Origin of the sequence: Rhizobacter sp. Root1221, assembly GCF_001425785.1 — a bacterium.
In the GTDB taxonomy this organism is placed as follows: Bacteria; Pseudomonadota; Gammaproteobacteria; order Burkholderiales; family Burkholderiaceae_C; genus Rhizobacter.
Genome location: NZ_LMDI01000003.1, coordinates 179318 through 194367 on the forward strand (window position 1 = coordinate 179318; position 15050 = coordinate 194367).

The window sequence follows — 15050 nt, forward strand, 5'->3', positions numbered from 1 at the left end:
TCAGGCCACCAGGCTGTCCTGGTGCGACTCGGCCACCGCGTCCTCGTGCAGGCGCCCGGCGTGCATGCGGAGCACCCGGTCGGCCAGGTGGAAGTAGCGGTCGTCGTGCGAGATCACCACGAGGAGGTGACCCTTGTCGCGCAGCTCGGGCAACAGTTCCGTGTAGAACAGGTGGCGGAACGTGGGGTCCTGGTCCGCGGCCCATTCATCGAACACCAGCACCGGCCGGCCCTCGAGGTACGCGTGCACCAGCGCGAGCCGCTTGCGCTGGCCCGTGGAAAGGTCGAGTGTCGTGAAGGCGCCGTCCTTCACGTTCACCTTGTGCGCGATCTCCAGCCGCTCGAGGTACGGCCGGGCCGCCTCGGGCAGCGTGGGCGCGAGGCCGGTGCCCACCAGGTCTTCGAACAGGTAGAAGTCGGAGAACACGGTTGTGAACAGCTGGCGGTAGTCGTCCCGGTTGGCGGGCGTGACCGGTTGGCCGTCGAGCAGCACGGCGCCTTCGTGGGGGGCGTACAGGCCCAGCAGCAGCTTGATCATCGTCGTCTTGCCCGAGCCGTTGTCGCCGACCACGAACACGAGCTCACCGGGCTGGAGGCGCACGTCGATGGGCCCCAGCTCGAACGCGGGCGCGCCTTCGGGTGCATCGAAGGCGTAGCGCACCCCGCGCAGCTCGATGCTGCGGGCCAGGCGCACATCGCTGGGCGGCCGGTCGAGGTGCAGGTGGGGTTCCGGGTTGGCGAACCGTGCGGACAGGTCCGCGACCCGTTCGAAGGCCACCTTCGCCCGGCCGGTGTTCGGCAGCGCGCCCACGATCTGGTCCACCGGCCCCTTGAGGAACAGCAGCACCAGCACGAAGCCGCTCAGCACGGCCGGCTCCATCGCCTGGAAGGCCGCCCAGCCGAGGATCATGGCGATCAGCAGGAAGTACAGCGCCGAACCGAATGCCGTGGCGAGCACGTACGTGTTGATGGCGCGCCAGTTGATGTCGCGGATGGTGTCCACCGTGCGTTCGATCTGGCTGCCGAACACGTTCGCGCGGCGCGCACGGTGCATGCGCAGCTCCTTCGCGCCCTCGCTGATGCCGCGGTAGGCCTTGTGCAGGTGTTCCTCGTGTTCCCGCGACTGCCAGAAGCCGGCCACCCCGCGGGCCTGCGCCACCAGCTGCAACGTGCCGCCGATGGCCAGCGCCACCACGAGCATGCCGAACAGCGGCAGCGACAGCATGGCCAGGTAGACGAGGCATCCGAGCGCGATCGCCACCGAGATCAGCGTGGATGCGAGCATGAACGCGGCGTCGCTGATCATGTCGACGTCCTGCGTGAGGACCGGCATCAGGCGGTGCGTGCGGTAGCGCTCCAGGGCGTCGATGGGCGCGGAGAGGATCTTCTGGGCAAGCCCCTTGCGCACCTGCGCCACCAGCCGCTGGCCCACCAGGTTCGTGGAGATGTCGGACACGGCGCGCCCGCACAGCGCCACTGCACACAGCGCGATGAACGTCAGCAGCAGGCCGCCTGCCAACCCGCCCGGACGGTGCAGCACCTCGTTGATCGTGGCCAGCAGGGCCACGGTGGACGCACCGGCCGCGATGCCGGTGACCGCCGACAGCAGCAGCCACGGCAAGAACGGTTTCAGCAAGCGCAACACCTCGGTGGCTTGGCCTTCGGATGGTTTCATGGGAGGTTCTTTCCGCCGCAGGGGCAACACCGGACATGTGATTGACGGACTCGGCCGGCGAATGTTCAACCGCACGCTGAACATTCGCCCGGCGAATCCGTCTCGGTGGTGGTACGGCCCGCATCCACCCCAAGGTACCCCATGCCACTGCACCCCGATCTCGACGCATTCCTCGAGCTGGCCGCCGCCGCGCCAAAACCCCTGAGCGAGATGACCGCGGCCGACGCACGCATCGCCTACAACCGCAGCACGCTGGCGCTCGACACTCCCGGCCCGCGCGTGCCCGTCGAGCAGCTCCAGTTCGCCGGCCGCGACGGGGGAACGGTCCAGGCCCGCTTGTACCGCGGCTTGTACCGCGGACCGGCCACAGGCGCGGCGCCGGTGCTGCTGTTTTTCCACGGTGGCGGTTATGTGCTCGGTGACCTGGACTCACACGACTCGCTGTGCCGAACCCTCGCGCAGGAGACGCCCTGCGCCGTGCTCGCCATCGACTACCGGCGCGCCCCGGAGCACCGGTTTCCCGCCGCATTCCACGACGCCGAAGACGCCTACGCGTGGCTGCTGCGGCACGGGACGGACCACGGCCTGGACACGGCCCGCGTGGCGGTGGGTGGCGACAGCGTGGGCGGCACGCTCGCCACGGCCCTTTGCATCTCCGCCCGCGAGGCGGGCCTGCCACTGCCCCGGCACCAGTTGCTGCTGTACCCGTGCACGGCGGCCCAGCAGGACAGCGCATCCCATCGCCGCCTCGAGCGCGGCTTCCTGCTCGAACGCCGCACGCTGCAGTGGATGTTCGGGCAGTACCTGCGGGACGACCGCGACCGGCTGGACTGGCGTTTCGCCCCGCTGCAGGCGCACGACCTGCGCGGTCTGCCACCGGTGACCCTCGCCCTGGCCGAATACGACCCGCTCGTGGACGAGGGGCACCAGTACGCGGACCGCCTGCGCGACGCGGGCGTGCCGGTGAACCTGCACGTCCACGCCGGCATGGTCCACGACTTCGCCCGCCTCGGCAACGTCGTCGCGGAAGCCGGCACGTTGCGTCTGCAGCTGGCCCACGCGCTCGGCGCCGCGTTGAACAAATCCTGCGTGGCGCCGTCTTGTCCGTGAACGGGCTCTCGGGCCCCAGGTTCTTCCCACACGCCCCCACCGACCGAGCGCCGTGCCAACCCACTTTCCCCCGTTGACCTCGCATCCGGACAACCAGCTGCTGCACGTGGTGCACGAAGGCGGCTCGTTGTCGATCGCCGCCCCCGAGGGCGGCGCTGGCAGCCACTGGCGGCTGCACGAGCCGGGCGGCGTGCTGAGCCTCGCCGCCCTCGAACCGGCCGCCAGCGAACAGCACCTGCTCGCGGCGCTGGAGGCCGCCTTCACGTGGCACCCGGACCACGCCGTCGTGCGGGTCGATGCCACCATCCCCGCGTCGCTCAGGCAGACAGGCAGTGTGTCGGCCAGCACCGACGGCACGTCCCTGGCCCACCGCGATGCCCTGTGGCAGGAAGCCCGGCTCTGGTCACCCGAGGTGTGCCGTCCGCGTGCACTCCAGCATGTGCTGACCGGTGCCCTTCGCCATCCGCGCCGGCCGGAGAAGCCCGCGGGCACCGTGTACAGGCGATGGATCCCCTGGCTCGGCCGCACCCTGTCGTTGCGCGCCATCGACCCGAAGCACGACCTGGACACGTTCCACCGCTGGATGAACGACCCGGTGGTCAACCACTTCTGGCAGGAGCAGGGTGATGTCGCGGCGCACCGCGCCTACCTCGACCGCGTCGCGGCCGACCCGCACACCACCGCGCTGGTCGGGAGCTTCGACAACACCCCATTCGGCTACTTCGAGGTGTACTGGGCCCGCGAGGACCGGATCTCCCAGTTCTGCGATGCGGGGGACTTCGATCGCGGCTGGCACGTGCTGATCGGGGAACCGGCCTTCCGCGGCCGCCCGTTCCTCACGGCGTGGATGCCGTCGGTGTCGCACCACCTGTTCCTCGACGACAGCCGCACGCAGCGCGTCGTCATCGAACCCCGCATCGACAACGACAAGATCATCAGGAGCCTGGCCCGCTGCGGCTATGCCCTGCTGAAGGAGTTCGATTTCCCGCACAAGCGCGCCGTGCTCGGCATGTTGCTGCGCGAACGGTTCTTCGCGGACGCCCTGTGGATCCCGCGCCACCCGCCCAACTGAGGACAAGCCCCATGCACATCCACGACCTGATCGGCGTCGGTTTCGGCCCATCGAACATCGCGCTCGCCATTGCCCTGGAGGAAGGCCGTTCCGCCGGCCGGCCGATGGTGCCGCTGTTCATCGAGCGCCAACCCCGCTTTGCCTGGCACCCGCACATGCTGCTCGGCCACGCGCACATGCAGATCTCGTTCCTGAAGGACCTCGCGACGCTGCGAAACCCGTGCAGCCGCTTCACCTTCGTGAACTACCTGCACCAGAAGGGCCGCCTGCCGGACTTCATCAACCTGAAGACCTTCTTCCCGAGCCGGCACGAGTTCAACGACTACCTCGGGTGGGCCGCCTCGCAGTTCGAGGACCGCTGCGTCTACGGCGAGGAGGTGGTGGAGGTGCGGCCGGAGAAGCGCCAGCGCGACGAGGTGGAACTGCTGCGCGTGCGTTCCCGCGACGCGGATGGCGCCATGCACGAACGCCTCGCACGCAACCTGGTGGTCAGCATCGGCGGCACACCCAACGTGCCGGATCACTTCCGCCCGCATCGCGGCGACACCCGCATCTTCCATTCGAGCACCTACCTGCGCGACGTGGCGCGGTTGCCGGCGCACGCGCGCCGCATCGCGGTGGTGGGGGCCGGCCAGAGCGCGGCCGAGATCTTCATGGACCTGCACGGCCGCCCGAACGCGCCGCAGGTGGACCTCGTGATGCGCGCCCGGTCGATTCGCCCGTCCGACGACAGCCCCTTCGTCAACGAGATCTTCAACGCCGATTTCGTCGACGTCGTCCACAGCCGCGCGCAGGCCGAACGCGACGCGCTGCTGCGCGAGTTCTGGCACACGAACTACGCCTGTCCGGACCTCGACCTCATCCGGCAGATCTTCGAGGTGTTCTACGAGCAGCGCGTGGCCGGTGCCGAGCGGCACCGCTTCCTGCGCCGCCACGAGGTCACCCAGGTGGCGGCCGACACGAACGGCGTGCACCTCGGCCTGCACGACCTCAACGCGGGGCGCGACCACATCGTCCGCTACGACGCGGTGATCCTGGCCACCGGCTACGCACGCGACCACCACAAGACCTTGCTGGACCCCCTCGCGCCCTACCTCGGCGACTTCTCCGCCGATCGCCACTACCGGCTCCGCACCACCCCGGACTTCACGCCATCGATCTTCCTGCAGGGCGCGTGCGAATCGAGCCACGGCCTGAGCGACACGCTCTTGTCGATCACCGCCGTGCGCACCGGCGAGATCGGCGCCGCACTCGCCGCCACGCTGCCGAGCCCCCACCCCGCGCCCGCGGCGGCTGACCGGGCCATGTCCGTGTGAGCGCTTTTCGAATACCAATGAGAACTGTTATCATTCAATAATCAATCAGAGCGCTGCCGTGATCGACCATTGCGAAACGCGCCGGGCCCCCCGTGCCAAGCCGAACGCGCGCCCTCCGAGGCGCAGGCGTTTCGCGATCCCCGCAGTACCGCCGTACCCCTTCGGCCCGCCGTAGCAAGTCGCCATCGGCAGGTCATGGATCCCTTCGTCCATCGTCCGACCCCACGCGCACTTGTCATGAGCATTCGACTTGCCTCCCCCCGCCTCCAACTCACGCCTGTTGCCGCCGCGCTCCAGGTCTGTTTCGTGGGCCTCGCCTTCACCGCCGCCGGCGCACACGCCGCCGACGAACCCGAAACGGCGTTGCCTGTGGTGCGGGTCCAGTCCACCGCGCCGGGCTCGGCCGGGTCCGCCTACCGCGTCGAGGACGCGAGCCTCGGCGCCCTCGGCGCCAAGAAGCTGCGCGACACCCCGTTCACGGTGGACGTGTTCAGCCGCGCCCTGATGGACAACAAGCAGGCCTCGTCGCTGGCCGACGTGCTCAAGGGCGATGCCGCCATCACCCCCAACACCAATGGCATCAACGGGCTGACCACCGAAATCGTCGTGCGCGGCAGCACGGTCGACTTCTACAACTCGTACAAGATCGACGGGTTGAACATGCTCGCCTGGAGCACCGAGCTCCCGCTCGAACACTACGAAAACATCGAGGTGCTCAAGGGTGCAGGCGGTTTCATGTACGGGTTCGGCGCGCCCGGCGCGATCATCAACTACGTGAGCAAGCGTCCCACCGACACGCCGTTGCGCTCGGTCACCACCTCCGTCACCGGCAGCGGCACGGTGCTGCTGCACGGTGACGTCGGTGGCCGCTTCGGCGATGACGGGCGCTTCGGCTACCGCGTCAACCTCGTCGACGAGCAGGGTGACACGTACGTGGACGACGGCGGCCACATCAAGCGCCGCTCGGGCTCCGTCGCGCTCGACTGGCGCATCACGCCGGACATCGTGTGGAGCGTGGACGCACTGCACCAGGAGCGCACCGTCCACGCAGCGTACTTCGGGGTCCATGCGAACGGCAGCGGTGACCCGGCCGATTGGGACGTCATCGGCGCGCCGCCCGCCGCCATCGACGGCAACCGCCGCCTGGCCTCGTCGTTCACCTACTACCGCGCCCGCGCCACCACCTACGGCACCGAGGTCAACTGGCGCTTCGCGCCCGACTGGAATGCCCGCGTGGCGTACCGCAGCTGGGAACAGCGCCGCATCCCGTACTACAGCCGCTTCACGGTGGCACCCGATGGCACCTACTCGGAGATCCAGCTGGCCAGCCCCGGCCGCACCGAGACCGAACAGGTCCAGGGCATCGTCACGGGCAAGGTGGTGACCGGCCCGGTCGCGCACGACCTCGTGTTCGGCGCCTCGCGCAGCCGCTTCTCCGTGGGCGAAAGCCTGCAGTTCGACGGCGGTGTCATCGGCACCGGCAACCTGTCGAACCCGGGCAACTTCCCGGACCCGGGCCGCAACGCCGATTGGGAAGACGGCGGCTTCCTGCGTGCGGAACGCCAGCGCGCGCTGTTCGTGTCCGACACGGTGCACCTGGGTTCGCGGTGGGATGTGCTCGTGGGCCTGCGCCACAACAAGTTCGAACGCGAGCCGTACAGCGAGAGCAAGGTGACGCCCACGTTCGCGGTGATCCACCGGCCGCTGTCGTGGTTGTCGGCCTACGCGAGCTATGTCGAATCCCTGGAACAAGGGGCCACGGCCCCGCTGCTGCCCCAGCTGTCGAACCCGGGCCAGGTGTTCCCGCCGCTCAAGAGCAAGCAGGCCGAGATCGGCCTGAAGGCGGAAGCCGGCGACTGGGCGGCCTCCGTGGCCGTGTTCCGCATGATCCGCCCGCTGGACTACCTGCGCGGCAACACGTACACGCAGGACGGCAGGTCTCAGTACGACGGGCTGGAACTCTCCGGCAAGGCCCGCCTCGCCCGCGACTGGACCGTGACCGCCAGTGGCGTGCTGCTCGACGCCAAGAACAAGAAGACGCTCGACGGCGACGGCGATGGCGTGGGTGACCTCGACGGCAATCGCGTGACCGGCACGTCGCGGGGCCAGGTGGCGGGCTACGTCGAATACAGCGTGCCCTCGTTGCCGCTGGTGGTCACCGGTGGCGGCCGCTACGTCAGCGCGCGGTACCACGACAACCAGAACCGTTACACCCTGCCCGCCTACGCGCTGATGGACCTCGGTGCCCGCTACACCACCCGCATCGGCGGCACCGACACCACGTTCCGCTTCAACATCGACAACGTGGCCGACAAGGCCTACTGGCTCGGCAGCGACGAGCGCCTGACCCAAGGCGCACCGCGCACCTACAAGCTGAGCGCCCAGGCGAAGTTCTGACCTCCGCGCTTTCCTCGAAGGGACCTCAGGTGTTGCAATGCACCGGGGGCCCTTTTGCTGAGGTGTCGATGGCCATCAGCTCCGGAACGTCTTCGCACCGTTGGAAAGCCCATCGGGCATCCACCCACTGGCCGGCCAGACTGCATGCACACTGTGCGTCACCGGAACACTACGACGCGGGCTCAACCGCGGCCTCTTCATGTCGCGACGCGGTCAAAGCGGTCATCATCGGCCGATCGATGTGGTCTATCTGTGGGTTGATGGGGCCGACCCGCGGTGGCAAGCCAAACGCCGGCGCGCGTTCGAGGCGTGGCGCATCAAACATCCAGCGGAACTGGCCGCCTACGGCAACGTTGCCGGCCGCTTCCGGGACAACGGCGAACTGCGCTTCAATCTCAGGGCGCTCGAGCACTTCTTTCCCGATCACGGCCACGTCTATGTCGTGACCGATGCGCAGGTGCCGGACTGGCTCGACACGATGCCCGGCATCACGGTTGTCGACCATCGCGACCTGATCCCGAGAGCCTCGCTGCCCGTCTTCGACTCCGGCCATATCGAGTCGTATGTCCATCACATACCGGGCCTCGCCGAGCGCTACTTCTATCTCAACGACGACATCTTCTTCGGCGCATCCGTCGATCCGGAGCAATGGTTCGGCGAGCAACTGACGGTGGCGATGGAGACTTCCCCCATCGCGCAAAGCGCGGATCTGCACCCGACAGGGGCAGCGCTGGTCAATGCGTCCATACTCTCCGCGCGGTGGCTTGCCAGCGTGTGCCCGGGCTACGTGCACGAATGGCGTCTGTTCTCGCACTCGCCGCGCGCGTTCCTGCGAAGCGCGATGTACGAGCTGGAACGGCAAGCCTCCGAACTCTTTCGCGATTTGCGGTCGACCAGGTTCCGCTCCTGGCGAGTCCCGCCGATCGTGTCAGACCTGGCCATGCGCTGGATGGTGCAGACCGGTGCCGCAAGAAGCATCACCCTCGACCCGCTGTACATCTCCACTGGGGACGATGCTGCGGAGGTTCAGTTCTCCGAGCTTCGATCCCGCTTCGGAGCGCTTCCGTTCTTCTGCATCAACGACACGTGCGACGATGCCTCGGGCAGCGACCACAGGCTGCTGCGAGCGGCGAGCGTACTCGAGGATCTTCTCCCGAGGCCATCGCGTTTCGAGCGGCGTTCCGCGCATGCCTCGAGCCAGTCCGCTGCCTGGTGCGGCGCGCTCGCAACGTAGCCAGAGCGATTTCAACCTGATCTGCCTGGGCAGCAGCGCGGCGTAGTCGCAGCAGCGAAACAGCTATCGCCATCAGGCCTGGACCGCCACGGCCTGGCGCACGATCGCTTCCAGCTCGGCACGGTAGCCTTCCGCGAGGCGCGCCATCGTCTCGGGCCGGTATGCCGCCGTGCTGTGGATGAACCGCATCGACAAGCGCCCTTCGTACACCTGGCCGATCACTTCGAGCCAGTTCGGCAGCACGCCCTCCCCACCGCGCTCCAGGCCCACCGGTTCCGTGGCGAGGGCCAGCGATGACGCCCCACCGAAGGTCTGGTCGAACTGGCCCAGGTAGTTGAAGGTGATTCGCGGACGGACATCCGCCAGCGCCTGCCGCACCGCGGGGTCAGGGTGCAGGTGGCGGAGTGCACCGAACCCCACCCCCTTGCCCGGCACCGCCCGCAGGGCCGCCGACACCGCGCCCACGGACTGGGCCAGCGGCAGGTTGCCGCCTGGCAGGCGCACCGGGTAGGCGCTGGTGAACCACCCGACGGTGCGGCTCAGGTCGAGGTCGGCGGCATCGCCTTCGCGGCCATGGCCTTCCATCGTGATCAGCGTGTCGGCCCGGCCGGTCCACGCGGTGATGGTGCGTGCGAGTGCCGCCAGCAGCAGGTCGTCGATGCCCGCGCCGTAGGCCGCCGGTGCGGTACGCAGCAGCTGCGCGGTGAGCGCCTCGTCCAGCTGCATCGACGCGGCAGCGCGATCGCGCACGAGGTGCGGTGCGGAAGGGTCGTCGCGCGGCAGGTCGGGGTGGGTTGCGGCTTGTGCGCGCCAGTACGGCAGTTCGGCGTCGGCCGCGGGCGACCGCGCCCAGCCGTGCAGGTGGCCCGACCACGCCTTGTAGGCCGCCGTGCTGGCGGGCAGCGAGACCGCCAGGCCTCGCACCAGCTGCCGGTGCACGGTCTGCAGGTCTTCCAGCAGCACGCGCCACGACACCCCGTCGATCAGCAGGTGGTGCACGACGATCAGCAGGCGCGCACTGCCGTCGGCATGGCGCAGGTGCACCGGCCGCCACACCGGGCCACGCGCCAGGTCGAGGCTGCGCTGGGCCTCGTCGCAGCGCCGTTCGATGTCGGCAGCATCCACCACTTCGAACTGCCACAGCCCACCGTCGGCAGACACCGCATCGTCGTACCGCTGCCGCCATGCGCCGTCCGTCGCCTGGTGGAAGCGCATGCGCAGCGCGGCGTGGTGCGATTCCAGCGCGGACATCGCCCGCGCCAGCACCGCCCCGTCGAATGGCTGGTCCGCCCGCAGCAGCACCGATTGGTTGTAGTGGTGGCGCGACGGCATGTCCTCTTCGAAGAACCAGGCCTGGATGGGCAGCAGCGGCACCTCGCCTTCGGCCGCGACCTCGATCTGCAGGGCCTTCGGGGCCACCGGGGCATCCACGCGCGACGCCATCAGGGCCTCGATGGTCTGGTGCCGCATCAGGTCGCGCAGCCGCAGTTCGAGTCCGAGCCCGGCATGGCGCACGCGCGAGATCAGTTGCAGGCTCAGGATCGAATCGCCGCCCAACTCGAAAAAGTTGTCGGTGATCCCCACCTGGGCCACGCCCAGCACCTCGGACCACAGGGCCGCCAGCGCGGTTTCGGTGCTGTCGCGCGGCGCCCGGTAGGCCCGTGCTTCATCAGCGGACGGCGCCGGCAGCGCAGCGCGGTCGAGCTTGCCGCTCAACAGGCGCGGCAACTCGGGCAACACCATCACGTGGGCGGGCACCATGTGTTCGGGCAGGCCCTCGGCCAGTGCCATGCGGAGCCGTTCCGGCAGCCGGTCGGCGCGTGCGGGATCGGCCGCCACGACGTAGGCCACGAGCTGCTGGCCGGAACCGCCGTCGCGGGCCAGCACTGCGGCATCCAGCACGTCCGGGAAGGCGCGCACCCGCGCCTCCACCTCACCCGGTTCGATGCGAAAGCCCCGGATCTTCACCTGGTGGTCCGCCCGGCCGATGTACTCGATGTTGCCGTCGTCGAGCCAGCGCACGAGGTCCCCCGTGCGGTACAGGCGGCCCCCGTCGCGCCGGAACGGGTCGGCGACGAACCGTTCCGCCGACAGGCCGCTGCGGCCGAGGTAACCCCGGGCCAGGCCATACCCGCCGATGTAGAGCTCGCCGGTCACGCCCTCGGGCACCAGCTGCAGGTCCGCGTCCAGCACGTAGGCCGTGCGTTCGCCCACCGGGCGCCCGATGGGTGCGTAGGCGCAGTCGAATGTGCCATTTCCATCGGTCTTCCAGATCAAGGGCGTGACCACGGTTTCGGTGGGCCCGTAGCCGTTGATCAACGTGCGGGGCCGCAGGTGGCGGCGCACTTTGTCGTAGGCCGCCTTGGGCATGGCCTCGCCGCCGAACACGTAGAGCTCGACCGGTGGGGCATCGTCGCGCACGCTGGCCCAGTCGGCGATCTGGCCGAGGTAGGCCGGCGGGAAAGCGGCCTGGGTGATGCCATAGCGGTGCAGCGCGCCGTAGGCCTGTTCGGCCGTCCACAGTTCGTTGTCGCGCAGCGCGAGGCCCGCCCCCACGCACAGCGGCGTGAGCCAGCGTTCGTGGGCGCCGTCGAACGAGAACGACATGAAGTGCAGTTCGCACGACTGCGGGCCCATGCCGTAGATGTCCGCGGTGGCCAGGCAATGCATCGCCAACGGGCCGTGGCTCACGGCCACGCCCTTCGGCAGGCCGGTCGATCCCGACGTGTAGATCACGTAGGCCAGGTGGTCCGCGTGCACGGGCACGCCGGGGTTGGTGGTGTCGTGCGACACGACGTCGTCCAGCACGACCCAGGGCAGGCCCGCCACCTGCGGCAGGCGTGGCGCCGCCGCGCGATGGGTGAGCAGCATCGCCATGCCGCTGTCGGTCATCATGAACGCGAGGCGATCCGCCGGGTAGGCCGGGTCGAGCGGCACGTACGCCCCGCCCGCCTTCAGCACGGCCAGCAGCGCGACGATGCTGTCGATGGAGCGTTCGAGGGCCACGCCCACCCGCACATCAGGCCCCACGCCCAGCGAGATGAGGTGGTGCGCCAAGCCGTTCGCGCGGGCATTGAGGCCCGCGTAGCTGAGTTCCTCGTCACCGAGCAGCAACGCGATGGCGTCGCCACGCGCCTGCACCTGGCGCTCGATCAGGTGGTGCACCGGCACGCGCGGCGCCTCCTCCACGGCCGGGCTGCCCAGGGCCCGCACGGCGGCCAGCGTGGCCGCGTCGAGCCACGTCAGTTCGCCCACCGCACGTGCGGGCGCCGCGGCCATCTGCTGGATCAGGTGGGCCATCTGGCGGCACACCCCCGCCACCACGGTGTCGTCGAACTGGCGACGGCCGTAGCAGTACTCGATCTCGAGCGTGTCGGCGGCCAGCACCTGCAGGTCCATCGCGTAGCCGGTCAGGCCCTCGCTCGCCGCCTGTCCGAAGTGCAGGCCGTGGGCCTCCAGGCTGCGCAGCGTGCGGTCGATCGGGGCATTTTCGAACACGATGATGCTGTCGAAGAGCGGGCGCCCGGCAGAGCCGGCCCAGCGCTGGATGTCGGCCAGGGCCGTGTGCTCCTGCTCGCGCAGGCGCAGGTTGCAGTCCTGGACGGACCGCAGGTAGTCACCCACCGATTGCGCCGGCCGGTGCCGCACGGGCACCGGCACCGTGTTGATGAACAGGCCCATCATGGCCTCGACACCGGGCAGGCCCGGCGGCCGGCCGGCCACCGTGGCACCGAACACCACGTCGTCGCGGCCGGTGAGGCGCTGCAGCACGAGGGCCCACGCGGCTTGCACGAGGGTGTTCACCGTCACGCGCTCGCGTTGGGCGAACTGCTGCAACGCGGCGGTCTCGTCACGATCGAAGCGCGTGTAGACCTTCTCGAAGCCGCTCCTCGTGTCGTTGCCGCGGCCGGCTTCGGCGAGCAGCGTCGGGCCGCTCGACGCGGCCAGCTCGGCCTTCCAGAAGCGTTCGGCCACGCCCGCCTCCTGGCGCTGCAGCCAACGCACGAAGTCGCCGTAGACCGGCAGGTGCGGGAACACCGTTTCGCCGGCGTAGCTGCGCACCCATTCCCCCATCAACCGCGAATCGGTCCATCCGTCGGACAGGATGTGGTGGTGGGTCCAGATGAGCTGGTGGCGATCGTCGTCGAGGCGAATCAACGCCACGCGCGCCAGCGGCGGACGCAGCCAGTCGATCGGCGCGCACAGCGCCTGCAATGCGAACTCGCCCACACGCTGCGCGGCATCGGCCTCGCCGCGCCAGTCGAGGTGCGTGACGTTCGACAAGGCGGCCTTGAACACCAGTTGCAAGGGCCGCTTCATGCCGGCCTGCCACAGGAACCCGGTGCGCAGCAGCGCATGCCGCGCCACCATGGCGTGCCAGGCGCGCTCGAAGCGCGGGGCGTCCAGGCCGCGCACCTCCACGCTGAGCTGGTTCACGTACAGGCCCGAGCCCGCGGCTTCCATCGAATGGAACAGCATGCCCTCCTGCGTCGGGGCGAGCGGGTAGACGTCCTCGATCTCGGCCGGCTGCACCGGGAGTGCGGCCAGCACGCCGGCATCCAGGAAATCGGCCAGGCGGCCGCGCACGGTGGCCTGCACCGGCGCTGCCACCAACGGCACCGCCACGGCGGCGAGCGAGGGGCGAGACGACCCAGCCGGCCTCGCGCAGCCGCGCCACGATCTGCAGGCTCACGATCGAGTCCCCGCCCAGTTCGAAGAAGTTCTCCTGCCGCCCCACCCGCTGCAGCCCCAGCACCTCCGACCAGATCCGCGCCAGTGCCTCTTCAACCTCGCCCTGCGGCGCCTCGTGCACCCGCTGCGGCGCCTGCGCCCGCGGCAACGCCTTGCGGTCGATCTTCCCGTTCGCGTTCAGCGGCAGCGCCGCCAGCACCACCACCACCGCCGGCACCATGTACTCCGGTAGCACCTGGGCCAGCGCCGCCTTCAGCGCCGGCACCTCCACCTCACCTGCCACGTACCCGACCAAGCGGCCTTCGTCGGCCACCACCACCGCCTCCTTCACCCCCGGCTGCGCCAGCAGCTGCGCCTCGATCTCGCCCAGCTCGATCCGCAGCCCTCGCACCTTCACCTGGTGGTCCAGCCGCCCCAGGTACTCGAGCTGGCCGTCCTCGCGCCAGCGCACCAGGTCGCCCGTGCGGTACAGCCGCTCGCCCGCCTCGTGCGGGTCCGCCACGAACCGCTCCGCCGTGAGCCCCGCCTTGTGCAGGTACCCCCGGCCCAGCCCCGCGCCACCCAGGTGCAATTCGCCCGCCACACCCAGCGGCACGCGCCGCAGGTTCGGGTCCAGCACCACCGTGCGCACCCCGGCGATCGGCCGCCCGATCGCCACCGCCGTGCCCGCCTCGCACGTCCAGTGCGTCACGTCGATCGCCGCTTCCGTGGGGCCGTACAGGTTGTTCAGCACCACCTGCGGCAGCCGCTCGAACACCCGCGCCTGCACCGCTTCCGGCAACGCTTCTCCGCTGCACACGATGCGCTTGAGCCCCGTGCACGCCTGCACCCCGTCGTGCGCGATGAACGCCTGCAGCATCGACGGCACGAAGTGCAGCGTGGTCACCGCGTGCGCCTGGATCAGCTCGGCCAGCCGTGCCGGGTCCCGATGGTCGCCCGGGCCCGCCACCGCCAGCCGCGCGCCCACCTGCAGCGGCCAGAAGAACTCCCACACCGACACGTCGAACCCGAACGGGGTCTTCTGCAGCACCGTGTCGCCCACGCCCAGCGGGTACGCCGCCTGCATCCACGCCAGCCGGTTCGCCAGCGCGCCGTGCCGGTTGCCCGCGCCCTTGGGCCGCCCCGTCGAGCCCGACGTGTAGATCACGTACGCCAGGTGCGCCTCGTGCAGGGCCACCGCCGGGTTCGTCTCCGGTTGGGCCGACAGGTCCAGCGTGGCCAGCGCCCACGCCTCCACCGGCGCCGGCACCACCACCAGCCCCGCCTGCGTCAGCACCCGCTTCACCCCGCTGTCCGACACCATGTACCCGATCCGCTCGGCCGGGTACTCGGGGTCGATGGGCACGTACGCCCCGCCSGCYTTCATCACCGCCAGCAGCGCCACCACCATCTCCACCGACCTGGACAGCACCACGCCCACCGGCTCGTCGGGTGTCACCCCCGCCTCGATGAGCCGGTGCGCCAGCCGGTTCGCCCGCGCGTTCAGCGCCCCGTACGTCACCACCTCCTCGCCGTACACCACCGCCGCCGCCTCCGGCCGCGCGGCCGCCTGCGC

7 protein-coding genes and 1 pseudogene are annotated in these 15050 nt (G+C 69.8%); 5 read left to right on the forward strand and 3 right to left on the reverse strand.

What is annotated here, in order from left to right:
• Positions 1-1674, reverse strand: coding sequence for a cyclic peptide export ABC transporter (locus ASC87_RS03845; RefSeq protein ID WP_056656920.1), 1674 nt, complete (start codon positions 1672-1674; stop codon positions 1-3).
• A 141-nt stretch (positions 1675-1815) separates the two neighbouring features.
• Between ASC87_RS03845 and ASC87_RS03850 the strand changes: the two genes are divergently transcribed.
• The 5 genes from ASC87_RS03850 (at position 1816) to ASC87_RS03870 (ending at position 8803) form a co-directional block, all read left to right on the forward strand.
• Complete coding sequence (locus ASC87_RS03850) at positions 1816-2784, forward strand: alpha/beta hydrolase (protein ID WP_056656923.1); 969 nt, start codon at positions 1816-1818, stop codon at positions 2782-2784.
• Between the two features lie 52 nt (positions 2785-2836).
• Positions 2837-3856: a GNAT family N-acetyltransferase gene (locus ASC87_RS03855; RefSeq protein ID WP_082568365.1), complete on the forward strand. Its 1020-nt coding sequence runs from the start codon at positions 2837-2839 to the stop codon at positions 3854-3856.
• Positions 3857-3867: 11 nt separating this feature from the next.
• Complete coding sequence (locus ASC87_RS03860; RefSeq protein WP_056656930.1) at positions 3868-5172, forward strand: lysine N(6)-hydroxylase/L-ornithine N(5)-oxygenase family protein; 1305 nt, start codon at positions 3868-3870, stop codon at positions 5170-5172.
• A 237-nt stretch (positions 5173-5409) separates the two neighbouring features.
• Positions 5410-7569, forward strand: coding sequence for a TonB-dependent siderophore receptor (locus tag ASC87_RS03865; RefSeq protein ID WP_056656933.1), 2160 nt, complete (start codon positions 5410-5412; stop codon positions 7567-7569).
• Positions 7570-7669: 100 nt separating this feature from the next.
• A complete protein-coding gene (locus tag ASC87_RS03870; RefSeq protein ID WP_235582039.1) occupies positions 7670-8803 on the forward strand; it encodes a Stealth CR1 domain-containing protein in 1134 nt (377 codons plus the stop codon).
• Positions 8804-8875: 72 nt separating this feature from the next.
• Here ASC87_RS03870 and ASC87_RS03875 read toward each other — a convergent pair whose 3' ends face one another.
• The gene (locus tag ASC87_RS03875; RefSeq protein WP_082568367.1) at positions 8876-13282 is read right to left on the reverse strand and encodes a non-ribosomal peptide synthetase; all 4407 of its coding nucleotides are present in this window, start codon (positions 13280-13282) and stop codon (positions 8876-8878) included.
• 184 nt (positions 13283-13466) lie between these two features.
• A pseudogene (locus ASC87_RS30545) lies at positions 13467-15050 on the reverse strand (amino acid adenylation domain-containing protein); the annotation flags it as partial.

What these genes read in the sequence shown, in the direction of transcription:
- ASC87_RS03845 (WP_056656920.1), bottom strand. Translation starts at nt 1,674, where the DNA reads ATGAAACCATCCGAAGGCCAAGCCACCGAGGTGTTGCGCTTGCTGAAA.
- ASC87_RS03850 (WP_056656923.1), top strand. Translation starts at nt 1,816, where the DNA reads ATGCCACTGCACCCCGATCTCGACGCATTCCTCGAGCTGGCCGCCGCC.
- ASC87_RS03860 (WP_056656930.1), top strand. Translation starts at nt 3,868, where the DNA reads ATGCACATCCACGACCTGATCGGCGTCGGTTTCGGCCCATCGAACATC.
- ASC87_RS03865 (WP_056656933.1), top strand. Translation starts at nt 5,410, where the DNA reads ATGAGCATTCGACTTGCCTCCCCCCGCCTCCAACTCACGCCTGTTGCC.
- ASC87_RS03875 (WP_082568367.1), bottom strand. Translation starts at nt 13,282, where the DNA reads ATGCTGTTCCATTCGATGGAAGCCGCGGGCTCGGGCCTGTACGTGAAC.